The 24338-nt window shown below is 36.8% G+C and carries 20 protein-coding genes, 2 tRNA genes and 2 pseudogenes; 3 read left to right on the top strand and 21 right to left on the bottom strand.

From position 1 onward, the window contains the following. Nucleotides 1–62: 62 nt before the first annotated feature. From E8M05_RS04950 to parE, 6 genes are all read right to left on the bottom strand, one after another. Nucleotides 63–134, bottom strand: a tRNA-Gln gene (locus tag E8M05_RS04950). A 33-nt stretch (nucleotides 135–167) separates the two neighbouring features. Beyond that, nucleotides 168–248 (bottom strand) — tRNA-Tyr (locus E8M05_RS04945). 61 nt (nucleotides 249–309) lie between these two features. Then, complete coding sequence (locus E8M05_RS04940) at nucleotides 310–540, bottom strand: DUF2969 domain-containing protein (protein ID WP_003064559.1); 231 nt, start codon at nucleotides 538–540, stop codon at nucleotides 310–312. A 66-nt stretch (nucleotides 541–606) separates the two neighbouring features. Then, the gene (locus tag E8M05_RS04935) at nucleotides 607–1629 is read right to left on the bottom strand and encodes a branched-chain amino acid aminotransferase (protein ID WP_003064556.1); all 1023 of its coding nucleotides are present in this window, start codon (nucleotides 1627–1629) and stop codon (nucleotides 607–609) included. Between the two features lie 127 nt (nucleotides 1630–1756). Further along, nucleotides 1757–4216 carry a DNA topoisomerase IV subunit A gene (parC, locus tag E8M05_RS04930; protein ID WP_136596415.1) on the bottom strand — a complete coding sequence of 820 codons (2460 nt, stop codon included), beginning with the start codon at nucleotides 4214–4216 and terminating at the stop codon, nucleotides 1757–1759. A gap of 95 nt (nucleotides 4217–4311) precedes the next feature. Further along, a complete protein-coding gene (parE, locus tag E8M05_RS04925; RefSeq protein WP_003064552.1) occupies nucleotides 4312–6261 on the bottom strand; it encodes a DNA topoisomerase IV subunit B in 1950 nt (649 codons plus the stop codon). 220 nt (nucleotides 6262–6481) lie between these two features. On the opposite strand from parE, the gene plsY reads away from it, so the two are divergent. Next, entirely contained in the window at nucleotides 6482–7120 is a 639-nt protein-coding gene (gene plsY, locus E8M05_RS04920; protein WP_003064550.1) for a glycerol-3-phosphate 1-O-acyltransferase PlsY, read from the top strand. A gap of 19 nt (nucleotides 7121–7139) precedes the next feature. Here plsY and E8M05_RS04915 read toward each other — a convergent pair whose 3' ends face one another. The 15 genes and pseudogenes from E8M05_RS04915 to E8M05_RS04845 form a co-directional block, all read right to left on the bottom strand. Continuing rightward, the gene (locus E8M05_RS04915) at nucleotides 7140–8411 is read right to left on the bottom strand and encodes a dihydroorotase (RefSeq protein ID WP_013851756.1); all 1272 of its coding nucleotides are present in this window, start codon (nucleotides 8409–8411) and stop codon (nucleotides 7140–7142) included. A 7-nt stretch (nucleotides 8412–8418) separates the two neighbouring features. Further along, nucleotides 8419–9141, bottom strand: coding sequence for a Type 1 glutamine amidotransferase-like domain-containing protein (locus tag E8M05_RS04910; protein ID WP_003064545.1), 723 nt, complete (start codon nucleotides 9139–9141; stop codon nucleotides 8419–8421). Nucleotides 9142–9153: 12 nt separating this feature from the next. Continuing rightward, nucleotides 9154–9807 carry a uracil-DNA glycosylase gene (locus tag E8M05_RS04905; protein WP_003064542.1) on the bottom strand — a complete coding sequence of 218 codons (654 nt, stop codon included), beginning with the start codon at nucleotides 9805–9807 and terminating at the stop codon, nucleotides 9154–9156. 16 nt (nucleotides 9808–9823) lie between these two features. Next, a complete protein-coding gene (locus E8M05_RS04900) occupies nucleotides 9824–10324 on the bottom strand; it encodes a YbhB/YbcL family Raf kinase inhibitor-like protein (RefSeq protein WP_013851754.1) in 501 nt (166 codons plus the stop codon). Nucleotides 10325–10402: 78 nt separating this feature from the next. Further along, nucleotides 10403–11032: an orotate phosphoribosyltransferase gene (gene pyrE / locus E8M05_RS04895; RefSeq protein ID WP_003064536.1), complete on the bottom strand. Its 630-nt coding sequence runs from the start codon at nucleotides 11030–11032 to the stop codon at nucleotides 10403–10405. 14 nt (nucleotides 11033–11046) lie between these two features. Next, nucleotides 11047–11370, bottom strand: a complete 324-nt coding sequence (locus E8M05_RS04890) for an inorganic diphosphatase (RefSeq protein ID WP_013851753.1) — start codon at nucleotides 11368–11370, stop codon at nucleotides 11047–11049. Nucleotides 11371–11414: 44 nt separating this feature from the next. Beyond that, entirely contained in the window at nucleotides 11415–12107 is a 693-nt protein-coding gene (gene pyrF, locus E8M05_RS04885; protein ID WP_003064530.1) for an orotidine-5'-phosphate decarboxylase, read from the bottom strand. 219 nt (nucleotides 12108–12326) lie between these two features. After that, complete coding sequence (locus E8M05_RS04880; protein WP_003064526.1) at nucleotides 12327–13271, bottom strand: dihydroorotate dehydrogenase; 945 nt, start codon at nucleotides 13269–13271, stop codon at nucleotides 12327–12329. Nucleotides 13272–13280: 9 nt separating this feature from the next. Next, nucleotides 13281–14087 carry a dihydroorotate dehydrogenase electron transfer subunit gene (locus E8M05_RS04875; protein ID WP_003064524.1) on the bottom strand — a complete coding sequence of 269 codons (807 nt, stop codon included), beginning with the start codon at nucleotides 14085–14087 and terminating at the stop codon, nucleotides 13281–13283. A gap of 421 nt (nucleotides 14088–14508) precedes the next feature. After that, a pseudogene (locus E8M05_RS04870) lies at nucleotides 14509–15856 on the bottom strand (IS3 family transposase). Nucleotides 15857–15928: 72 nt separating this feature from the next. Further along, nucleotides 15929–17134 carry a hypothetical protein gene (locus tag E8M05_RS04865; RefSeq protein ID WP_041973973.1) on the bottom strand — a complete coding sequence of 402 codons (1206 nt, stop codon included), beginning with the start codon at nucleotides 17132–17134 and terminating at the stop codon, nucleotides 15929–15931. A gap of 227 nt (nucleotides 17135–17361) precedes the next feature. Next, a complete protein-coding gene (gene mngB / locus E8M05_RS04860; RefSeq protein WP_003064517.1) occupies nucleotides 17362–20028 on the bottom strand; it encodes a mannosylglycerate hydrolase in 2667 nt (888 codons plus the stop codon). Nucleotides 20029–20079: 51 nt separating this feature from the next. Continuing rightward, complete coding sequence (locus E8M05_RS04855; RefSeq protein ID WP_003064514.1) at nucleotides 20080–21171, bottom strand: PTS fructose transporter subunit IIC; 1092 nt, start codon at nucleotides 21169–21171, stop codon at nucleotides 20080–20082. A 24-nt stretch (nucleotides 21172–21195) separates the two neighbouring features. Continuing rightward, nucleotides 21196–21504: a PTS fructose transporter subunit IIB gene (locus E8M05_RS04850; protein WP_003064512.1), complete on the bottom strand. Its 309-nt coding sequence runs from the start codon at nucleotides 21502–21504 to the stop codon at nucleotides 21196–21198. Nucleotide 21505: 1 nt separating this feature from the next. Then, a complete protein-coding gene (locus E8M05_RS04845; protein WP_003064509.1) occupies nucleotides 21506–21961 on the bottom strand; it encodes a PTS sugar transporter subunit IIA in 456 nt (151 codons plus the stop codon). 193 nt (nucleotides 21962–22154) lie between these two features. Between E8M05_RS04845 and E8M05_RS04840 the strand changes: the two genes are divergently transcribed. Next, nucleotides 22155–24080, top strand: a complete 1926-nt coding sequence (locus E8M05_RS04840; RefSeq protein WP_003064506.1) for a BglG family transcription antiterminator — start codon at nucleotides 22155–22157, stop codon at nucleotides 24078–24080. A gap of 59 nt (nucleotides 24081–24139) precedes the next feature. After that, nucleotides 24140–24289 (top strand): annotated as a pseudogene (locus E8M05_RS11845) (ISL3 family transposase); the annotation flags it as partial. Between the last annotated feature and the right edge of the window lie 49 nt (nucleotides 24290–24338).

Below are 24338 nucleotides of genomic sequence, written 5' to 3'. Positions count from 1 at the left end.
TAACCCGCAACGACAACAACTTTTATCTTTGACGGTGTCAAGCCGAAACTTGATACCTTTGACTGGGGTAGCTGGATTCGAACCAACGCATGAGGGAGTCAAAGTCCCTTGCCTTACCGCTTGGCTATACCCCAAAAATAATGTACAACCTAAGACTTTTCTTAGAATGGAAGGGGAGGGATTCGAACCCCCGAACCCGAAGGAGCGGATTTACAGTCCGCCGCGTTTAGCCTCTTCGCTACCCTTCCGTTACAACAAAAACTATTCTAACATAGTTTTTGTCCTCTTGCAAGTACTTTTCGGCTTTTTTTAGCGATTAAGATTGTAATTTTCAATAATACTTTCAATCGTTTGTTCTAATGTCTTGAAGAAGGCTCCGACTTCTCCATTCTTGACAATTGCAAACTTACCATCTAATTCAGCGATTTCACCAATGATTTTTTTACCAGCTGTCAAAGTGTAGCCTTCAACTTTGGCGTTATTGATTTCAACCTTAGCATCAGCTAGTTGAATTTCGATTTTCTTATCTTTTTTGCTCATTCTTTCACCTCACTTTACCCATTTTACATGAAAATGAAAAAGCTTGCAAGAGCAAGCTTTCATTTTTTAGTCAACTTTGTAAATCCAACCTTCTGGAGCTTCAATATCACCAAACTGGATACCAACAAGCTCGTCATAAAGTTTACGGGTTACAGGACCTACTTCTGTTTCGCTATAAAAGACATGGAAGTCATCTCCATGTTGAACACCACCGATTGGTGAAATAACGGCTGCTGTACCACAAGCACCAGCTTCAACGAATTTATCCAATTCATCAAGTTTTACGTCACCTTGGATAGCTTTCATGCCAAAGCGGTGCTCTGCCAAATAAAGAAGCGAATATTTTGTGATAGATGGCAAAATAGATGGACTAAGCGGTGTGATAAATTCACTATCCGCTGTAATACCGAAGAAGTTTGCCGAACCGACTTCTTCAATTTTGGTATGAGTGGCTGGGTCAAGATAAATAACGTCAGAAAACTTGCGGTCGTGCGCCACTTTCCCTGGAAGAAGGCTTGCTGCGTAGTTACCACCAACTTTTGCGGCACCTGTACCATTTGGTGCAGCACGGTCATATTCATCTTGAATCAAGAAGTTTGTTGGCACTAAGCCACCTTTGAAGTAATTTCCAACTGGCATGGCAAAAATAGTGAAAATGTATGCATCAGCTGGGTGAACACCAATCATATCACCAACACCAATCAAAAGAGGACGTAGATAAAGAGTTGCACCTGTACCATATGGTGGGACGAATTCTTCATTGGCGCGCACAACTTGCTTAGCGGCATCAATGAATTTTTCAGTTGGCACTTGTGGCATAAGAAGGCGGTCTGCTGTGCGTTGCAAACGTTCTGCATTCATATTTGGGCGGAATAATTGAACAGAGCCATCTTTTGTGCGATAAGCTTTCAAGCCTTCAAACGCTTGTTGACCATAATGCAAAGCTGGAGACGCTTCTGAAATATGAAGCGTTGCATCTTCTGTTAATTGTCCGTCATCCCACTGACCGTCTTTATAATATGAAATATATCGAAATGGTAATTTATGATAGGCAAATCCTAGGTTTTCCCAGTCTAAATCTACTGTCATGTTAAATCCTCTTTCTTTGTTTTTATCTTATTGTACGCTTTTTAAATCTTTTTTCAAGTAGTTTTTCATAAAATTCTGAAAATTTAGTTTTAAAAATAAATCGGAGCCTTTTCCCCGACTTATGAATTTATTTGATTCGTGCGTTAAAGACACCTTCATCAGAAATTTTATCTGAGATAAATGAACCGTTACTTGTACGTTCAGAAAGGTTTAAATCTTCTAAAATGGCTTGGTAAACAGTACCTTTATTCGAATGAACCTCTAATGTTTCAACATCATCAGAATCTACTGTGCTAATAGTGAATAAATCAAGGTTTTGCACGTCATTAGAAGTATGAACTGGTCCAGCCATAAAGACACGATGTGGTTTTGATTTGAGTTCGCGTAAGACTTGCAAACCACGATTTGCACGGCTTGTAGCTGGAATAAGCTCTGTCGCCATACGTTTAAGGCTACCACGTTGTGTTAAGATAAAGAAACTATCTGTATTGGCAACAAAGGCTGAGGCTACGAAATCATCGTCTTTAAGGTTGATTGCCTTGACCCCTGCTGCTTTTGCGCCAACGACTGGCACTTCTTCGATATTGAAATGCAGTGCGTAACCGTTGTGTGTCACAATCATTACGTCGTCTAACGCAATTGGTGAGATGGTAACGACACTATCATCAGCATTTTTTAACTTAGCATATTTAACTGATTTTGATTTGTAAGTGCGCCAAGGTGTGAATTCCTTGCGTTCAAAGCGTTTGATTTGTCCAAGTTTTGTTGCAGCAAAGTAGGTTTGTGAACCGAAATCATCAACAATTTCAGCATACAAAACGTATTCATCTGTCGCAAAGTTGGTAATGGTTTGCGACAAGTGTTCACCGATATCTTTCCAACGAATATCAGTCAATTCATGGATTGGACGGTAAATGACATTACCAAGATTTGTGAAAATCAGCAAGTGCTGTGTTGTCTTAGCTTGTGCTACGAAAATCAGCTCATCATCATCACGTTTTCCAATTTCTTCAACTGTCGAAGCGTTGTAAGAACGTGGGCTGGTACGTTTGATATAACCGCCTTTCGTTACGCTAACAAAGGTATCTTCCTCAACAATCAAGCTTGCTACATCAATTTCAATTGTTTCAGCTTCAGCTTGCAATTCTGTCAAACGTGGTGTAGCAAATTTTTTCTTAACTTCACGCAATTCACGTTTCATGACATTGTACATGGTACGTTCATCGCCGATAATGGCTTTAAGCATTGTAATACGTTCACGAAGCTCTGCTTCTTCATTTTCAAGCGTTACAATATCAGTATTTGTCAAACGGTACAATTGCAATGTGACGATTGCTTCGGCTTGTTCTTCCGAGAATTCATAGCTAACTTTCAAATTTTCTTTAGCATCAGCTTTATTTTCAGACGCACGAATAAGCGCGATAACATCGTCAAGAATCGAAATCACACGAATCAAACCTTCCACGATATGAAGGCGTTTTTCAGCTTTTTCTTTATCAAATTTCGAACGAGCAACGATAATTTCTTTACGGTGCGCAATATAACTTGTCAACATTGGAATGATACCAACCTGACGTGGTGTGTAGTTATCAATGGCAACCATGTTGAAATTGTAATTCACCTGCAAATCTGTGTATTTCAAAAGATAGTTGAGAACAGTTTGTTCGTCAGCATCTTTTTTAAGCTCAATAGCAATACGCAGACCATCACGGTCGGATTCATCACGAACTTCCGCGATACCAGGCACTTTATTATTCACACGAACATCATCGATTTTCTTAACAAGTACCGCTTTATTAACTTCATAAGGAATTTCTGTAACGACAATCTGTTTTTTACCACCTTTGAGACTTTCAATGTCTGTGCGTGAGCGAACCACAACACGACCTTTACCAGTCTCATAAGCTTTACGAATACCATCTTTACCTTGAATAATCGCACCAGTAGGAAAATCTGGTCCAGGCAAGAATGCCATTAATTTATCCAATTTAGCATTAGGATGATCAATGAGGTAAACAACCGCATCAATCACTTCTGCTAAATTATGTGGCGGAATATCCGTTGCATAACCTGCTGAAATCCCTGTCGCACCATTTACCAATAAATTTGGAAAAGCCGCAGGTAAAACCGTTGGTTCTTTTTCGGTATCATCAAAGTTCCAAGCAAAAGGAACCGTATCTTTGTCAATATCATGGAGTAAATAACCCGCAATTTCTGACAAGCGTGCTTCGGTATAACGCATGGCAGCTGGTGGGTCACCGTCCATAGAACCGTTGTTACCGTGCATTTCAATTAAAGTCGCACGATTCTTCCAATCTTGACTCATACGCACCATGGCGTTATAAATTGAAGAGTCACCGTGTGGGTGGAAATTCCCCATAACGTTACCGACGGATTTCGCCGATTTACGGAAACCTTTATCAAAGGTATTGCCGTCTTTATTCATTGAATAAAGGATACGGCGTTGAACAGGCTTCAAGCCATCACGAATGTCTGGCAAAGCCCGCTCTTGAATAATATATTTGGAATATCGCCCAAAACGATCTCCCATAATGTCTTCAAGAGACATATTTTGTACATTTGACATGTTTATTATCCTTTTTATCTTACATCAAAAATTATAATTTAAGCTCATCATTTTAAACAAATAATGGAGCGTTACTGGTCACTTTCAACGACTGATTAAAACACCGTATTTTCTTCTAGAGTGAATTTGACGTTGTCCTCAATCCATTTACGGCGTGGTTCAACTTTGTCGCCCATGAGGACATTGACACGGCGTTCGGCACGTGCTAAGTCTTCAATTGTTACACGAATTAAGGTGCGTGTTTCTGGATTCATGGTTGTTTCCCAAAGTTGGTCAGCATTCATTTCCCCAAGACCTTTATAACGTTGTAGCTGAGCACCTTTACCAAATTTTTGACGTAATTCTTCTAACTCGCCATCTGTCCATGCATACTCCACTTGCTCTTTCCTGCCTTTACCTTTTGACATTTTATAAAGAGGTGGAAGGGCAATATAGACGTGTCCAGTCTCAACTAGCGGACGCATATAACGATAAAAGAACGTTAATAAAAGCGTTTGAATGTGAGCACCGTCAGTATCGGCATCGGTCATGATAATAATCTTATCGTAGTTAGAATTTTCAACGTTAAATTCTGCACCAACACCCGCACCAATTGTGTAAATCATGGTATTGATTTCTTCGTTTTTCACAATGTCAGACATCTTAGCTTTGGCCGTATTCAACACTTTACCACGCAATGGTAGAATCGCTTGGAATTTGCGGTCACGACCTTGTTTAGCTGAACCACCGGCAGAATCCCCTTCGACTAGATATAATTCGTTTTTCTTAGGATTCTTAGACTGTGCTGGCGTTAATTTCCCAGAAAGCAAGCCCTTATCTTTTTTATTTTTCTTACCGTTACGTGATTCGTCACGCGCCTTGCGCGCTGCTTCTCTGGCATCACGCGCTTTAATTGCTTTGCGAACAAGGTTTGAAGCAATTTCGCCGTTTTCTAAAAGAAAATACGTTAATTTTTCAGAAACGATTCCGTCAACAATCGGACGTGCTAATGGGCTTCCGAGTTTGTCTTTGGTTTGCCCTTCAAATTGTAAATGTTCTTCTGGCACAAGAATTGAAAGCACCGCTGACAAGCCTTCACGGTAATCAGAACCTTCTAAATTCTTATCTTTTTCTTTCAGCAAACCAGACTTACGAGCATAATCATTCATTGCCTTAGTAATAGCTGATTTCAGACCAGTTTCATGCGTACCACCGTCTTTTGTACGAACATTGTTAACAAAAGAAAGGATATTATCAGAAAAACCGTCGTTATATTGGAGAGCGACTTCAACTTGGAAATTTTGGTCTTCACCTGTAACTGAAATAACTGGTGTCAACGTTTCCTTGTCTTCATTGAGGTATTCAACAAAATCTTGAACCCCATTTTCATAATGAAATTCCAAATGTTCTGCTTCTTCTGGACGATTATCTGTCAAAGTCAATGTCACATCCTTAAGCAAGAAAGCAGATTCTTTCAAGCGCTCAGCAATCGTATTAAACTTAAAATCAATTGTCGAGAAAATTGTGTCATCAGGCATAAAAGTGACTTTTGTCCCTGATTTTGATTTTGGTGCTGTACCGATTTTTTTAAGCGTAGTAACTGGTTTCCCACCATTTTCAAAACGTTGCTTGTAAACGGCACCGTCACGTGTGATTTCAACTTCAAGCCAGCTAGAAAGCGCATTAACAACCGAAGAACCTACTCCATGCAGACCACCAGATGTCTTATAGCCACCTTGACCGAATTTACCACCTGCGTGGAGAACGGTAAAGATAACCTCAACTGTTGGGATCCCCATAGCGTGCTTACCAGTTGGCATTCCACGTCCTTGGTCACTAACTGTCACACTACCATCAGAATTGATAATCACGTCAATCTGATTACCAAAACCAGAAAGCGCCTCATCGACAGCATTATCGACAATTTCCCAAACTAAATGATGAAGACCAGTCGCATCTGTAGAACCGATATACATCCCTGGACGTTTACGAACAGCATCCAATCCTTCCAAGACCTGAATCGCATCGTCATTATAATTATTTACATTAATTTCTTTTTTAGCCAAAAGTGACCTCCAAATAGTTCATCTTTTTTATATTACAAGTTTTTTCTGATTTTTGCAAAAAAAAATCAAAAATTCTGACGATTTTGCACGTCATTTTGCCTTTTTTCACTCATTTTACTGTAAATTTTTAAAACGCTACCATTGTTTTACTTTGAATAATCAAGTTATTTATTTTTCAAATTTTTCTTCTATCCCAACTTGAATATGATATAATGAAAACATGAAAATTTTAGTTTTGATTGTGATTGCATATTTATTAGGATCTATTCCAACAGGATTATGGATTGGAAAATTCTTTTACCATGTCAATTTAAGAGAACACGGCAGTGGTAATACAGGAACAACTAATACTTTTCGTGTCCTAGGACCAAAAGCTGGTACGGTGACGTTTATCATTGATATGTTAAAAGGAACGGTAGCCACATTACTTCCGCATATTCTCGGTGTTACGGCAGTATCTCCGATATTGATCGGACTTTTTGCTATTATCGGACATACGTTTCCGATTTTTGCCAAATTTAAAGGTGGTAAAGCTGTGGCGACTAGTGCTGGTGTGCTTTTGGGATTTGCGCCAATGTTCCTACTTTATTTATGGATTATATTTGTTGGAACATTGTATCTCTTTAGCATGATTTCCTTATCAAGTGTTGTCGCCGCTGCTGTGGCTGTTGTTAGTGTCCTTATCTTTCCAGCATTTGGTTTTTTATTACCACACTACGATTTGCTCTTTACGCTAATCATCGTGTTAATCGCAAGTATTATCATTATTAGACACAAAGACAATATCACACGCATTCGAAAACATGAAGAAAACCTTGTTCCTTGGGGATTAAATTTAAGCAAACAAAAAGTGGACTAGAAAAACTAGTCCGCTTTTTTTATGACGCTTGATAAACAATTTTACCGTCACAGATGGTATATTTAACAACACCTTGTAATTTTTCACCGATAAATGGTGAATTTGATGCTTTCGAAGCAAAATGGTCCGATACAATACGTTCTTCCTTATCTGCGAAAATAACGATATCCGCAGGACCATTTTCCGCCAAATACCCTGCATCGAAATCGTACATTGATGACGGATTAATCGTCATTTTAGCCAATAATTCAGACAAAGTTAAATCACCTGTCGCTACTAAATTCGTCAAACCAAGTGACAATGATGTTTCAAGTCCTGTCATACCTGATGGGGCTTTTGTGATGTCATCAACATTTTTCTCATCTGCGTGATGTGGTGCATGGTCAGTAGCAATCACTGAAATGACACCAGATTTCAAACCTTCGATAACAGCTAAACGGTCTTTTTCGGTACGAAGTGGTGGATTCATCTTAGCTGCAGAGCCCTTAATTAACAGCAAGTCTTCTGTTTTTGAGAAATGTTGTGGCGCTGCTTCAGCAGTAACATTAGCACCAAGTTGTTGAGCGAATTCGACCACCTTAACAGATTCTGCTTTTGATAAATGTTGGATATGCAAATGCGCGCCACGGTCGTAAGCAATCATGACATCACGCGCAATCATGCTGTATTCTGCCACACCTGTTGCCCCACAAAAATGGAATTTATCACGTGCGATCTGCTCATTAAATCCAAGAATACCATTCAATTCAGGGTCTTCTTCGTGAACGGCAACAAAAGTATTGTTCGCTTTCGCCAAATCTAGCGCTTCTTTCAATACTTTCGTGCTTTGAAGCGGAATACCGTCATCTGAAAAACTGAGTGCACCATTTTCAAGAAGAGCTTTAAAATCAGTCAAGTGTTGACCGTCAAAGTTTTTCGTTACAGTTGCATTTGTGTAAACATGCACATCTTCCTTAGCAGCACTCGCTAAAACCTCTTTTAGCGTTTTTACATCTGAAATCGTTGGATTGGTATTTGCCATCATAACAACAGAAGTGAAACCACCAGCTGCAGCTGCAAGAGCACCTGTGTGAATATCCTCTTTGTGTGTTTGCCCTGGTTCACGAAAATGCACATGAATATCAACCAAACCAGGTGCTACAACAAGCCCTGTCGCATCAATGATTTCAGCGCTAGCTTCTTCAATCGAATCAGCAATTTTAATAATTTTTTTGCCGTCAACAAGAACATCTACAACCTGATCAAAACCAGATTTTGGATCAACAACACGACCATTTTTAATTAATAACATACTAAACTCACTTTCTAAATTGATAAGTTTCATTTTCAGCATTTATCTGCGACAATGCGACATTTTTGATACGGTAAGCTTCACCGTAAATCGTTTCAACAGTTCCATTCCCATACAGAAAACTACCGTCACAAATGGCATAAAAACAGCGACCATTACTATCTGGATAGGTAATATCTTCGAAAACACGAAGCCCATCAAGTATGTGATGCTTTGTTTCTTGATAGTGTGGAATTAACTGGACTTGGGTAATTCCAAGACCATCTAAAAAACGCTGATAATCTTTTGAAATCGCTTCGCCTGCTTCTTCTGGTTGTGCATAAACAAGCTCCGCCGCATTCATAGAACCTGCACTTGAGCCGATGACAAGTTTATCGCTGCTTTGCAGCAGTTCACGCATACCAACTGAATTCAGAAAAGCATTCTGTGTAGGCACATGCCCACCCGCTAAGAAAATCAAGTCCGCCTCAGCTACCAAGCTGGAAGCCTGATTTGCCGTTCGATTATCCAGCACCGCACATTTTTCAAATGTCATGCCTTCGGCTTCAAAAGCCGTTTTTACATCAGCAGCATATTGATCTGTAAACGTGTTATCGTTCGGATCCGAACATACAAAAAGAGCGCTAAACTTGCTAGGCAGGTGTTCTTTCAAAAGATTAACAAAAGCATTTGCGGGATTAAGACGTCTTTTTTCATAAATGATGGGATTACTTGCTAAAAAATAAATCATCTGTTTTTCCTATTATTTTAACCAATCGATTGCTTCAAGCCCGTCTTGAGTTAAATAAGCATTTGCTCGCGAAAAAGGGTGGCTACCAAAGAAACCACGATATGCTGAAAGTGGACTTGGGTGTGCACTTTCAATGACATGATGAATTGGATTAGTAATCAACGCCTTTTTCTTACGAGCATATCCACCCCAAAGAATAAAGACAACTGGCGTTTCCTTTTGATTGACTACTTTAATGATAGCATCTGTAAAAGGCTCCCAAATCTGTCCTGCATGACCATTAGCACGTCCTGCAGGAACCGTCAAACACGCATTTAGAAGCAACACCCCTTGCTGTGCCCATGGTGTCAAATCATGATGGTCTCGTTGCCCTAAATCATCTGATAATTCTTTAAGAATATTTTGAAGAGACGGTGGCGCAGGAATATTCTCTGGGACAGAAAATGACAATCCCTGTGCCTGATTAGGTCCATGATAAGGATCTTGACCAATAATCACCACCTTAACGTCCTCTAGCGGAGTGGTCTGAATGGCATTAAAAACTTTCTCACGTGGTGGGTAAATCAACTCCTGCTGATAAACATAATCCATAAATTGATTTATCTTGCCAAAATAATGCTCTGGCAATTCTTTTTTGATTAACTCATGCCAAGTTGAATGTTGCATGTTTACTCCTTTTGTCTTAGTATTTCCCTACTAAATCTAGTTTTTCTTTTGCTAACACATGTCCTTCCATAGCATGCAATAGCTCATTCATGTAGAAACCATTTGCCAATGGTAATTCACACTCTAGTGCATAAACTGTAAGGGTATAGATATGGTCTTTATCAGGTGGATATGGTCCCATATACCCTTCGTCAATGTCTGAGTAATCCTCATTTAGTAATTTACTAACTAAGCTATTCTTGCCATGTGCATGCTTATTGTCTAGACGTGAAAAATCTTCTGAAATCACTGTTACATCAGCTGAAACATTGGCAACAACCCAATGAATATAAGCAAAACCGCAGACAGGAATAGAATCATAATCAACAAATGTCCATGCAAAACTTTTCGTTTTTTCAGGAACATCTTCAATCGTAAACGGAAAAGAAACCACTGCATTTCCCTTTACTTGTACCTTTGCTTTCTTAGCATAAACGTCTGGCAAAATATTATCTTCAAATGTACAAGAAAGTTTCATCTTTTTTACTCCTTTCATCCTTTAAACCAAGAAAGCCACTAAAGCAATTTTACTTTAGTAGCCAAATACTAAACTTGATTAATCACGCCAAGTTTCTTGATTTTCTTTAAATTTATGTAGTAATTGAAGGTCGTCAGCTGTGATATAACCTTGCACCTTAGCAACTTTGATTAATTCAGTATAGTTAGAAAGTGTCACCAATTTAACACCTGCTTTTTCAAAGTTTTCAGTTGCTTTAGGCAATTCATAAGTAAAGATAGCCACAACTCCGATGACATCAGCACCTTCACGTTCTGCTGCTGCAACAGCTTCTAGTACAGAGCCACCAGTTGAAATAAGGTCTTCAACGACGACCATTTTTTGACCTTTTGTCACACGACCTTCGATTTGATTACCAGCTCCGTGATCTTTTGGTTTGCTACGAATGTAAGCAAATGGAAGGTTCATCTTGTCAGCAATAATCGCACCGTGAGGGATTCCTGCTGTTGCTGTCCCTGCAATCACTTCTACTTCAGGAAATTCTTCTTTGATTTTTTCAACAAAACCATTTTCAATCAATGTACGCGTTTCAGGATATGAAAGCGTCACACGATTATCTGTGTAAATTGGTGATTTAATACCAGATGCCCAAGTAAATGGATCGTTTGGTTTCAAGTAAACAGCTCGAATATCAAGCAAATCTGATGCAATTTGTGATGCTAAAGTCATAATATTCCTCTTTTCTATAATAACTCAATGGTTGATGTAAAATATTGTTCTAAAAAATGGGTTGCTTGTTTTATTTGGTCATAAGTAACTAGTTCACCAGCGGTTATTAAAATCCATTTAGTCTCCACATCATCAGCACGATGACTAATGGCTACTAATTCCCCTTCGAATACTTCTAGGGGAGCTGAGATATTCTCTGAAATAATATAGACATCTTGCCACTCACCGTCACCTCCAATCAGATTTGGAATGTAATCATAATTGATTGGATAGTTATTCCCGTATCTATCTTGATAACCGATTGGTCTATCAATAACCGCTGTGTAAGATTGCCTCATTGTTAACTCCATACCAACCCTAAAACAATTTTAGTATTCCAATACTAAGCATTCCATTCATCGTAAATGGCTTTGTAAGCCGCAACAGGATCATCCGCTTTTGTAATTGGGCGTCCAACAACAATATAGCTTGAGCCAATGGCACTAGCTTGACTTGGGGTCATTACACGTTTTTGATCACCGACAGCAGCTCCCGCAGGACGAATACCTGGTGTCAAGCAAACGAAATCTTCAGAAGTTGTGTCTTTAATAACTGCAACCTCACGTGCTGAACAAACCACACCATCAAGACCAGCTTCGTTTGCTTTCTTAGCATAATGCAAAACAGATTCCACTAAGCTTGTTTGGATATTTTGATCAGCCTTCATCTGTTCGTCTGACGTTGACGTTAACTGTGTTACCGCGATTAGTTTCGGACCTTGTCCAAGACCTTCACGCGCTGCTTTCATCATTTCAACGCCACCAGCAGCATGAACATTAGTCATATCGACACCAAGATTTGATAACACACGCATAGCTGATTTGACTGTATTTGGAATGTCATGTAATTTTAAATCTAGAAAAACAGAATGTCCAAGTGATTTAACATAACGGACAATTTCTGGTCCTGCTGCATAGTATAGCTCCATACCAATCTTAACATAAAGTTTTTCATCAGCAGGGAACAAAGCAAGAAATGATTTCACATCATCAAATGACGGAAAATCAAGAGCAATAATCGGACGACTTTCGTGCATTTTTTCTCCTTTTTCTACAAAGAAAACCTCGCCAAAGGGCGAGGTTACACGAAAAGCAGGGTAGCAAACACCCCTCATTCAAAGACTTTTTATCTTCTTTTTTCACGAACCTTTCTCGCCTCTCTGGACTCAATTAAAGGTTATTCAGTTGTTAATATTATATCTTTTTTTACTGGTAAAGTCAAAAACTTACTTGACTTTTTGGAAAAATAGCAGAGCTTATTTTCCACGTAATTCTTGCCTAACCTCACATCGTAAGGTTTCAAGATTTTCAATGCCGTATTTATCCATCACTTCTGGCAAACGGTCAATAATATTTGGACAAGCATATGGATCTGCAAAATTAGCTGTTCCAACGCCAATCGCTGATGCGCCAGCAATCATCATTTCAATAGCAGCTTCTGCCGAATCCACACCACCCATACCGATGATTGGCAAATCCGTACTTTGCGCCACTTGACGAATGAGTTTTAGAGCTACTGGAAAAACCGCTGGACCGCTCATGCCACCAGTACCGTTAGCAATAATTGGCTTACGAGTTTTCAAATCAAATCGCATACCAACCAAAGTATTAATCATGGTAAATCCTGTTGCACCAGCTTCTTCAACAGCCTTAGCAACTGTTGTGATATCAGCCACGCTCGGTGTTAATTTAACATAAACTGGCACATCAGAATGCTCAACACTCGCTTTTACTGCTGCATAAGCCAATTCTGGCACTTGTCCAATCAATAAACCATGATTACCATGGTCAACGTTAGGACAAGAAATATTAAGCTCGATAGCTTTAACATTTGAAGCTTTTGAAATCTTTTCAGACACATAAGCATACTCATCATTTGAAAAGCCCGCAACATTGGCAATAATCGGCAATTCTGGATAATGTTGCGCTAACCACGGTAGCTTTTCAGCCAAAACAACATCCACACCTGGATTTTGCAAACCAATAGCATTTAACATTCCTGACGGCGTTTCAGCCACACGCGGTGTTGGATTTCCAAAACGAGCATCTTTGGTTGTTGCTTTAATCATGATTGAGCCAAGCTTATCTAAATCGTAATATTTAGCATATTCTTGACCGAAGCCAAAACAACCTGATGCTGGGATAATTGGATTTTTCAAGTCAAGCCCTGGGAGACTGACCGCTAAACGATTTTCTGACATAAGACCTCCTTATAAGATGATGTTACCAGTTTCAAAAACCGGTCCGTCTTCGCACACACGTTTATTAGCCGCTTCTTGTGCATTTTTTAAATGAACAACACAAGCATAGCAAGCTCCCATACCACACGCCATACGCGATTCCATTGACAGGTAGGCATGCGGATGATTTTCAAATTTTTGGTCAACGTATTTTAACATGCCTGGCGCACCACATGAATAAATCGCATCATACGTTTCGTTCTGCACCAAATCATCGACGACCGTTGAGACATAGCCTTTAATACCATAAGAGCCGTCATCTGTTGTGACATAAACTTTGCCATAAGCTGACAATTCTTCTTCCAGAATCACAGCCTCTTTACTGGCAAAACCAAGAACAGAAGTGACGTCAACACCCTTAGCAGCGAGTTGTTTAGCTGTCTCAACCAAAGGAGGTACACCAATTCCACCACCAATTAGCAACGCTTTTTGACCTGATGTCACCACCGACAAATCGAATCCATTCCCTTGAGGCCCCATTGTGTCAACACGGTCACCAGCCTTCATTTGCGATAAAATCGCTGTTCCTGCACGCTCCACACGATACACAATCGTTGCCACTTTATTAACTTTATCAATCTGACAAATCGAAATTGGGCGACGTAACAATTTACTTGGGTCAGGCACACGCAGATGTAAAAATTGACCAGGAGCCATATCCAAGACCATTTCTCCTGATAATGTCATCTCAAAAATACGTGGAGCAATCTCTCTTTGACTAACAATAAGCAAATCTTCTTTCAACACCAAAGGTTTGTTTTTACAACTTGGATTCATAACATTCCTTTCACACAAAAAACCTCGCCAGAAGGCAAGGTTACAGCAAAATAAGCAGAGTACACCAAAGCACACTCATACCTTTTATTAGAGTTAAAACTCTTTTTTTACAGTAACCTTGAAAGTCTCTCTGGACTTAATTAAAGGTTTTCAAATTTTTATTATTATAACGCGTTTTAAGATGATTGTCAATTAGTTTTGTAAGAATGATTGTTAACGTTAACATCATTTAAAGTTATCAAAACTCTCACTTATTTCTAAATCATCACTTCTAAGTTGCATAATAACAATTTCAAAAAGTGATTTCAAGCTTTTTCTCTCTTTTGTAGGCACTTCTGCATCATCTCCTACTTATCGACATAATACCCAAAAATAAAAAGAAGGCACAAGTGAAGTGCCCCCCAAAAGTTAGACTAAATATTTAAGTTAAGGATTGAGTTCTGTATTGCACAGGACTTAGTCCTTTTAATGTAAGTTTGATTCGTTTAGTGTTGTAGTAGTTGATATATTCTGAAATAGCTGTTTTCAATGTTTCGAGGGAAGTAAATTCCTTCTCAAACCCATAAAACATTTCTGTCTTCAATGTTCCAAAGAAAGATTCCATCATGCTGTTGTCTAAGCTATTTCCTTTACGCGACATGGACGGTCTCATTCCATGCTCCTCAAGAAAATGATGGTAGTAAGTGTGTTGATATTGCCATCCTTGGTCACTATGTAAAATAGTGCCCTGATAAGTTTGTTCAGGAAAAGCCTCGGAAAGCATCGTTTTAAGTTGTTGTAAGTTTGGCGAGGTAGATAAATTATATGCAATAATCTCACTGTTAAAGCCATCAAGAACTGGTGATAGATACAATTTTTGATCACTAGCAGGAATTGAAAACTCTGTTACATCGGTATAACACTTCTTAAGTGGTTGGGCAGCTTTAAATTGACGCTTAATGAGATTATCAGCTTTCTTGCCCACCTCACCTTTATAAGAGTTATAGCGACGTTTCGCACGGATTCTAGCTTTCAAACCAAGTTCTGTCATCAGACGTTGAACTTTCTTATGGTTAACTTTATAGCCTCGATTTTTAAGTTCGAGGTGAATTCTACGGTAACCATATCTCCCTTTGTTCTCAGAATAAATATCTTGAATAGCTTCTTTTAATTCTTTGTTTTTATCTACCTGGGTTAGACGTTTAACCTGATAATAGTAGGTTGATCGAGACAGCTTCAAAATATTAAGCAGGATTCTTAAATCAAATACATTGATTAGTCCTTGAATGATTTCTGTTGCTCTTTGAGCCTTGCTTCGTCCCTCAATCGGAGTTCTCTCAACTTTTTTAGTACGGCATTCTCCGCTCTAAGGTACTCATTTTCATATTGAAGACGCTCTAATTCAGTCATTTCTTCAAGTTTTTTCTTTGGTTTGCGTCCCATCTTTACAGGTCTCCCTCTTGATTTCTCAAGAATAGTATACCCGTTTTTCTTGTATTGCGCTATCCAATTAGGAAGCATTCCCTTATTTGGTAATCCATAATCTAGAGAAACCTCTAGCTGAGACCTACCTTTCATCAGAACTTCGTTTATGATTTCCTGCTTTAGTTCAGGAGAATAATACCTATTTTTCCTTTTACAAACACTTTCCAATCCGTGTATATCAATGAGGCGGACCATGTATTGAAGGTTATACTTACTAATATTAAATGTTTGACTGATTTTAGGCCATGTCCAACCGGATTGTCGTAGCGATAGATTTCAATTTTATCTTCATAACTTAATTTCATAGAAAAACACCCCAAAAGTTAGATTTGTTGTCTAACTTTTGGGGGGCAGGTCAAAGTGACCTTCTTTTACTTTTATTCATAAGCTTTGTAGGCTGAAATGTGTAAATCTGAACGATTTGAAAAGTGCTGAAGTTCTAATAAGAGACTTTCAAAGCGACTATCTTCCATTAATAGATTTTGCCCATAGATAAGAAGATAGATTGGTTCTGTTGGCTCACTCGTTAAGTTTCCTTCGTCATCAAATGTTTCTTCATCACGTTCTTCCAAATCTTCTAAGATTTTTTCCATAAGAACTAGAATATCTGATATTTCATCAAAAGCACCCTCAAAACGATCAAATGCATTGTAAAATTTGATTTCACGTTTTAAATCATCTTGAGCATCTGCAACATAAATCATCCCTTTATGGTCAAAAAGATAATGACGGAATTGCTTGATAGCAGCCTCACGACTAATTTCTGTAAGCTCAAGCTCTGACTCTTCCTCATCAAGAAGCGTAGCAAGAGGAGCATCAGATACACTCTCTGTCTCTTTAGACTCTTCTTCGACCTCAGCTATTAATTCGGTAGCATCCTCAACTTCAGCTTGAACACCAGCAACCTCTTCTTCAACATCATCAGACGGTTCTTCCTCGTCAATCTCTAGCTCAACTGATTGCGTTTCAGCTACAAGCTCATCTTCTTTATTCTCAAGGATAGGGACATCTTGGACATCTTTATCAACTTCAAGACTCTGTTCTGATTTTCTAGGGGTCAAGGCATCAATTTTAGCCAATAATTCGGCTTTTTTCGTTTCCCTTTTTTGATATTCTACCGCTTGCAAAGGGTCAACTAAAATAGGGTATTCTGATTCTTCCTTGATTGATAAATTGGTAATTCGAATTGAAGTAAAAACATCAATCAGCACACCAAAAACACGCTGGCGCTTATCACCAAGAATCGCTTGAAAAACAGATTTTGACTCACAGATTTCTAAAACATTATCAATCCCACGAATCCAATTACCGACAATATCCAAAGAGTGATTCATCAATCTAAAAGATGCTTCATCATACCAAAACGTTGATTTAATCAATTTTTCTTGCTTAGAAAGCGCATCAACAGCCGCTAAAATTTCACCCAACTCTGATTGAACTACATAAGGCGAAAAAGACGCCCCCAACAATGACGGAGTCTTTTCAACCAAAACAATCTCATCTCTGAAAAGTGTCAAGTAATGAATACTAACAAGCAGCTTCTGAATCAACAATCGATGATTATTTGAATTAGTATTTTCCATCACTTCCACCACTTACCTTTATCTATTAATATTACAGTTTCGTTACAATCCACTACTATTAATATAACATATGCGAGGCAAAAGAGCAACGAAAAAGAGGAGGTAGTTAGCAAAGAAAGATAAAAAACGAACGATGGGGAAGAAAATATAAATCCTACAAAAGGAATCCCCCACGTGGACGATACCACCAAAAATTAGACATAAAATCTAATGATTGAAATATGATTTTAAAACTCTACATATAATGTTACAAACTTATTATGAGTCAAATTCGGAATAACAACTTTTCTACCTGTTATTTCTAGTTTTTGCTTGATTTCCTCCTTTAAATCTACACACTCAATAGTTTTAGGTTGTTCATAAAATTCAACTTCTCCACTACATGTCTGTTTATAATTTCCGTTATAGAATCTGAGAATATAACCCGGGCGCTCTTCTGCTTTCTTTACAATACTTAAAATAGCATCTCCCTTAATATTTAATAATGAATATTTTTGACTAAGAGTTTTAGGAACACTAAACTGTGTAAACCGTAAACGAGTATTTAAATAATCAGCATATTGATAAATTTGAAACTCCTTCAAATATTCATTAACCACTTCTGCTAATCCATATGTATTCATATTTCCTTGGTAATATATGACTGAAAAAGCAAACGTCATTTCTTTATGACATTGAGCATCTGGCGTGGCAATAACAGTTTCTCCTGAGGCTCTTCCTGGACGGTATAAAAGATTTTCTTTTCCCATATATCCATACGTTCTAAATAATGTTAATCGGATGGTATCATACTTCGAACCAATAATTTCATATTCTCTGACACCTTTTGGAATTACAGCGACTCCTCGAATATCATTATCTAGTCCCACGAATGACTGACAAGTTTCAATAGAAATTGGGACCTCATTCCACTTATCTGGCTCCGTCTTCCAAAGTTTCATTTCTTTTCGGACAACAGGACGTTTAATCGTTCCAAACTGATGATCAGCTAGTGAAAATTTTGAAGCAATTTCACTATTAAATAAAACACACATACGGTGACTATCCACAAAACGGTTATCAACCTTGAAGTAGAATTCTATAATAGGAGATTTAGATTTTAATACTACTGATAGTTGTATTGGTAAGTGGGTATCTTTAATCCCACATGCACGTTTTTCTAAGTTTTTTGGAACCTTAAACTGATAAGATAATGTCATTTTACTGATAACCTTAGAAGTTTTAACTTCCACCTTAGGGCAAAACTCAAAAGAATTAATTATCAGATCTTCTCTAGGTGGAGAATAATTGAACGAATCTCCTGCATCACCATTTTCTTGAATTATTCCTTGGTTTTGATAAAGCTTACCGCTTTTTTTATCAAGTATATCTAGAGTATTATTTGCATTAACAGTAATACTATAAAATTCGTTTTCAATTCTGCTAGCTAAATTCTCCTCTAGTTTATCATGACTATTCCCTCCTAAATCCAAGTAGAAACTCTTGTAGCCAAATGTTGGTAAACTATCAAAACTAATCGCTATCGCCACCTTGTATATTTTATCTGGTTTATAAATCTTTGTAGAATCTAAAATATTACCTTGTCCTAAAATATAATCAGTTTGATCTTCGATAGAAGTCACCGTATATTGATATTGTTTGCCTTCTTTATCTTTTATTGCAAAGTCAAGTTGTGGAGTATAAAATATTGTTTCTATCACTCCTTCTTTTTTACGACCAGAAAGATTGAAAACAGTTGCCGTTATTGCTTCATCGCTCTCAATTCGCATAACAATCTCACGCATTTTCAATTCAGCTAAATTTTCAGCCAAATCACGCGCTTTTTTGTATCTTAAATAAACATCTTCATTGGTTGTATCTGATACACACGAACCAATTGAATCATGAGCAGCATTTTCAAACATTAATTTCCAAATTTCCTTAACTACCTCCACAGGATAGTCAAATCCTAAAGATTGCGAAAGAGAAAGTAATGGTTCTAATATATTAACAATATAATTCTGAACTTGTGTATTTAACTTCTTTAAATCAGATCTAGAAGAGTATATTGATTTATGAATCCGCATTAGTTTTCCGTTCAAAAGTTCCCCAGCTATTTCTTCTAATTCTGGATGTTGTTCTTTAACTTTACGTATATAATCCGAGTAAGTAGAAATTTTAAATTCATACTCCCCTGCATAAAACTTTTGCATTTTACCTAAAATGTCAGTTAAATTTTCACGTGCAGGAGCTTGATCAAATCCGTTTGGAAAGAGGACCTGATTCGTACTACTTCTTTCCCACAAACTTTTAAAAGGTTCATTATGCAAATAATTTTTAAGATTTTCTGCCTCTTCAGGAATATCCCCACCGATATAATATCCAGCTTGAATCTGATAAGCATTTACTGTTGAACCATCCTCCCCTCGCCATTTAAACTCAGTTTTATGAGTATCCTCATCACTAACGCCACGCCAAAATAAGGTATCATCAATGCCAAATTCTTTATAAATCTGTGGCATAGCAGCAGATTGCCCAAATGAATCTGGAACATAGCCTACATTCATATGCTTTCCAAATTTTTTCGATATATTTATACCATAAAGTAAATTTCGAACAATACTTTCACCAGAAATAACCATCTGATCCGTTTGTGTGTACCATGGACCAATAATCAATTTTCCCTCCTGTACTAACTCCCTGATAACTTCTTTATCTTCAGGGCACCAAGCCAAGTAATCATCTAATAAAGAAACTTGACCATCTAGGGTATAACGGTTATATCCATTATCTTCCTGTAATAATGAAATAACTCTTTTTAAGTTATTCATTAAATAAATTTTTGAACGACTTGTTGTAAAATACCATTCTCTATCCCAATGAGAATGTGGAACTACATGTACTGTTTTCTTCATATTATTCTCTACTTTCTAGAAACAAAGAGCACATATATGTGCCCTATAATATTATTCAAAGCTAATTTCAATGTCGTCTATATCAACATCTTCAACATCATCAGAATCTTTAAAGTTGACAATCAACGGAGCAACAAATCCAATGAAAGCTGCACCTATAAACATCCCCACGAGATAAGCCCAACCATTCCCAACTGTAATAAATCCATAAATTCCACCAACAGGAGGCATTTTAGCATACATTCCAAATAGAATTCCTAATCCAGATGCAATTGCACCGCCAATCATATTAATAGGAACAAGTTTGAGGCTAACCATTGTAAATGGAATGGCACCTTCTGTGATTCCAATAAATCCCATAACCCAATTATTACGTGAAGCATCTCTAAGTTCATCACTTAATTTATCTTTATGGAACAATGAAGCAAATGCATATCCAAGAGGAACTGCACAAATTGCAACATTTACAATAATTGCTGGCAAATAAATTCCTTCTGCAAGAAGAACATTTCCAGCCATCCAAGCAGCTTTATTAATAGGACCACCTAAATCTGTACCAATCATAGCCCCCATTATCATGGCAAGAAGTACTTTATTAACATCATTTTCAATCATCGCTTTAATCCAAGCGACTAAACTTGTATTAATCCAACTAAGTGGACCTGCAAGAATGACTCCCATGACTATAGCTACCGCAAAAGTTGCAAAGAACGGAAAAACAATCAATGGTAAAACACTACTGTATTTTTCAGGAACCTTAACCGTCTTCTTAGCACAAACTACCATATAGCCAGCAACAAATCCAGCTACCATAGCCCCAAGAAAACCAGCATTTGAATTAGATGCAAGAGTACCACCTATTAAACCTGCACCAATTGCAGCTTTATCGCCAATAGAATATGCAATAAAACCTGCTAATACTGTATTTAATAGACCAATGCCTATCCATCCAACTTGTTCTGTCAAATAAAGGTAGTGTTCAAAACCATTAGTTTCAGCAAAACCATCTAAACTGGTATGTCCCATTGCTAAACCGATTAACTTAGGTACCGCGATAACCAAAGACGCTCCTATAATCAATGGTAAAGCATAACTAATACCAGTCATCAGATGCCCTTTGGCATCGTTTAAAAATTTTTTCATCTTAACTCCTCCTTCATTTTATTACTAACTAACCGCTTGAATGCATTTTTTCAATACTGCTTCAGGTGCTTTAATGCATGTTGAGATATTCACTCGAATTTTTTTCTTCCCTTCAAAACGCTCTTCACCTACAATTTTTTGATCCGTAGCAAGTAAAACAAAATCTGCATCAGCAATTTCCTGTGGTGTTAATTTGTTGATTTGCCCCATTGAACCTTGTTGTTCAATTCTAACGGTATGACCTAGCTTAGGTCCAGCTTTTTCTAAAGCTTTTGCTGCCATAGGAGTGTGAGCTAGCCCTGCTGGGCATGATGTAATTCCGACAATTTTCATATTAATTATCTCCCTTCATTGCACTAATGATTGTTTTTTCTAGTTCATCTATATTTGATGACTTCTTAACTATCATAATAAATTCATCATCCAAAAGAGAAGTTGCAATTCTGCTAATCATTTCCAAATGTAAAGTTCCTTCATGTTTAGTTGGAACTAATAATGCAAAAATATTTTGGACCGGTTTGTCATCAAAAGTCTCCCACTCAATTGGATGAAGTAATTTCAAATAAAGAACAGTGGGCTTCATTATGCAATCTGCTTTAGCGTGAGGAATAGCAAATGAGTTCTGTAAACCTGTCGAAACTTCTGATTCTCTATTAGTAAATGCTTTAATCAATAATTGCTCATCATCAATAATCCGCTTCTTTTTTGCATATCTTGCAATATAGGCAAATAAGTCTTTCTTGTCTTTGACATTAACATTCAAAAGAATATTTTCTTTGTCAAATTTCATTTCAAACACCTCTTTTCGTTTACAGCTATATCATATCATTCGTTGACAGCGCTGTCACTAATTGCTTTTTCCAATTATTTCTGGAAAAATGGAAAAAATTATTTTTATCTATTTCAACTTCTTTTTGGAAAAATAGTAAAAAATCATTCATTTGTTTTGTGCTAAAATAAAGATGATATAAGGAGAAGAAGGTATGAGTATATTTGACTTCCAAAGATTAGATAATATATTAAATCTACTAATACAAAAAAACGAACCCATTCATATTAATGAATTAAGTTCGTTTTGTGGTGTTTCAGATAGAACTATCCGTTCTGATATCCATACAATTAATGACTATATCACTGAGAATGGAGCAACTATTACTTTAATTCGAAAAAAGGGATATGTTATCAACTATATAGATAAAGAAAAATTTGATAAATTTTGGACAAACCAAGACAGTGGTACTTTTTTATTCACTTCATCTGATTCAAGGCTTAAATATCTTTTACGGAAATTTCTTACTACTGATAATTACATTACTCAAGACTATTTGCAGTCTATTCTTTTTATCAGCCAAAATACCCTTTATAGTGATTTTCGTACCTTAAAGAATCACTTTTCTTCCTATAATCTGAAACTCGTTAATAAAAGTAATCTTGGTTATATCGTTAATGGACTCGAACAAGATAAACGAAAAGCTATAATTGATTTAATATTTAAAGAAGACTTTTCAAACTACATCACAGCAAAATCAACTATTGAAAAAGATTTTTGTAACAACATTAATTACGATACATTCTCTACTATTTTCAATAAGTACTTTAAAGATAGTATAAAAACAGATTCCGATTATTTTTACCGAAACTTATTCACTGGTATTTTTTTAGCCATTAGTCGAATAAAATCCAATAATAATATTCAACAATTTAAGCAACACATACAGTTAAACACAACAATTAATGAAATTGTTGAAAAATTTATAACCGATTTAGAAAATCAATTTCAAATTCACATAACATTTTTTGAAAAGAATTACTTTCAATTTCTAATTGCAGAAAATTTCCCAAACTATATCGACGATCACACTATTTCAAATAATCAAGAACTTGCAGAAAAAATTACAATCACCATCTATGATATTCTTTCAGAATTAACCAATGCTGATTGGCTAACAGATTGTAAATTAAAAACTAATCTCCTTGAACATATAAAACTCTTTTTGAGCATCCAAACCATAGAAGGCAAGCGTTCTAATCCTATACTAGATACAATCAAAAATAATTTTCCTTACGCCTTTGAATTATCCGTGGCTTGCTGTCAAGAAGTTGTCAAACAGTATAATATACATTTTTCAGAGGATGAAATATCCTACATTGCTCTCCATTTAGCTAATGCCATTGAACGAAATATGGAATCCAATAACCACGAACTATCATTAGCAATTATCTGTGGAAGCGGCAAGACTTTTAGTTCTATTATTGAATCTAAAATACGACGACTGTTGCCAAATACATTTTCTAAAATCTCCAAATTTTCGTATTCGAATTTTAATCGAGAACAACACTATCACAATTTTGATCTCGTTATCTCAACAATTCCAAATCAAACTTTAGCAGATAATCTTATTTATATCAATATCAATGATTTAGACTATTCAATGACTAAAATTAATCAATTTCTTAAAACTTTAGAAAAAAAACAAAATGATGGTAACCTATTTTCTAAAGAAAGATTTCTATATTTCAACAAAAAAATGTCAAAGGATGATATATTGTTTACATTAAATACGATACTAAAAAAGCAAGGATACGTTAGCGATGATTTCTTAAATGATATTTATGAAAGAGAAAAAATTTCTTCAACTATCATAGGTGATAACATTGCACTACCTCACCCTATTGGAGATAGTGTCTTAAAAAGTTGTATCTTTACCGTCATTAATCCCAAGGGGATTAATTGGGATAAACATCAATTGATAAAATTTATCTTCTTATTTGCTGTGAAATCCGAAGATACCGAAAAAATTCAAACGATTTATGAACAAATGCTTGATTTTATCGGTTCAAAAGACAAACAAGATCTACTTCTTAAAACACCAACTTTTGAGACATTAACTAATATTTTTTCAGAATAAAGAGAGCAAAATAAGAGTTTGGAATGTCATATTTCAAACTCTTATTCATCTGATAACCTCACTATTCGGACACCAAACTAGAAGCTACTAACAAACTCATCAAACACAACGTTTTGGTTACAGGAACTTTGACGACTTTAAAAAAACACATTTACTTCATTTTGAATATCAAAAAAGCAAGAACATCATTTGTTCTCGCTAGAGTTTAACTTTGCCACCCACTACAGTTGACAAAGAGCCAAAATACTTTTTCAAGCA

This window comes from Streptococcus pasteurianus (genome assembly GCF_004843545.1).
Lineage (GTDB): Bacteria > Bacillota > Bacilli > Lactobacillales > Streptococcaceae > Streptococcus > Streptococcus pasteurianus.
This window is presented reverse-complemented; position numbering and strand designations above follow the sequence as displayed.

Bases quoted from the DNA above. Each gene is read 5' to 3' on its own strand.
- E8M05_RS04855 (WP_003064514.1), bottom strand. From the start codon at position 21,171: ATGAAAAAATTTTTAAACGATGCCAAAGGGCATCTGATGACTGGTATT.
- E8M05_RS04905 (WP_003064542.1), bottom strand. From the start codon at position 9,807: ATGCAACATTCAACTTGGCATGAGTTAATCAAAAAAGAATTGCCAGAG.
- E8M05_RS04865 (WP_041973973.1), bottom strand. From the start codon at position 17,134: ATGGAAAATACTAATTCAAATAATCATCGATTGTTGATTCAGAAGCTG.
- E8M05_RS04840 (WP_003064506.1), top strand. From the start codon at position 22,155: ATGAGTATATTTGACTTCCAAAGATTAGATAATATATTAAATCTACTA.
- E8M05_RS04915 (WP_013851756.1), bottom strand. From the start codon at position 8,411: ATGTTATTAATTAAAAATGGTCGTGTTGTTGATCCAAAATCTGGTTTT.
- E8M05_RS04910 (WP_003064545.1), bottom strand. From the start codon at position 9,141: ATGATTTATTTTTTAGCAAGTAATCCCATCATTTATGAAAAAAGACGT.
- E8M05_RS04875 (WP_003064524.1), bottom strand. From the start codon at position 14,087: ATGAATCCAAGTTGTAAAAACAAACCTTTGGTGTTGAAAGAAGATTTG.
- E8M05_RS04845 (WP_003064509.1), bottom strand. From the start codon at position 21,961: ATGAAATTTGACAAAGAAAATATTCTTTTGAATGTTAATGTCAAAGAC.
- pyrE (WP_003064536.1), bottom strand. From the start codon at position 11,032: ATGACTTTAGCATCACAAATTGCATCAGATTTGCTTGATATTCGAGCT.
- plsY (WP_003064550.1), top strand. From the start codon at position 6,482: ATGAAAATTTTAGTTTTGATTGTGATTGCATATTTATTAGGATCTATT.
- E8M05_RS04935 (WP_003064556.1), bottom strand. From the start codon at position 1,629: ATGACAGTAGATTTAGACTGGGAAAACCTAGGATTTGCCTATCATAAA.
- pyrF (WP_003064530.1), bottom strand. From the start codon at position 12,107: ATGCACGAAAGTCGTCCGATTATTGCTCTTGATTTTCCGTCATTTGAT.
- E8M05_RS04940 (WP_003064559.1), bottom strand. From the start codon at position 540: ATGAGCAAAAAAGATAAGAAAATCGAAATTCAACTAGCTGATGCTAAG.
- E8M05_RS04900 (WP_013851754.1), bottom strand. From the start codon at position 10,324: ATGAAACTTTCTTGTACATTTGAAGATAATATTTTGCCAGACGTTTAT.
- E8M05_RS04850 (WP_003064512.1), bottom strand. From the start codon at position 21,504: ATGAAAATTGTCGGAATTACATCATGCCCAGCAGGGCTAGCTCACACT.
- E8M05_RS04890 (WP_013851753.1), bottom strand. From the start codon at position 11,370: ATGAGGCAATCTTACACAGCGGTTATTGATAGACCAATCGGTTATCAA.
- parC (WP_136596415.1), bottom strand. From the start codon at position 4,216: ATGTCAAATGTACAAAATATGTCTCTTGAAGACATTATGGGAGATCGT.
- E8M05_RS04880 (WP_003064526.1), bottom strand. From the start codon at position 13,271: ATGTCAGAAAATCGTTTAGCGGTCAGTCTCCCAGGGCTTGACTTGAAA.
- mngB (WP_003064517.1), bottom strand. From the start codon at position 20,028: ATGAAGAAAACAGTACATGTAGTTCCACATTCTCATTGGGATAGAGAA.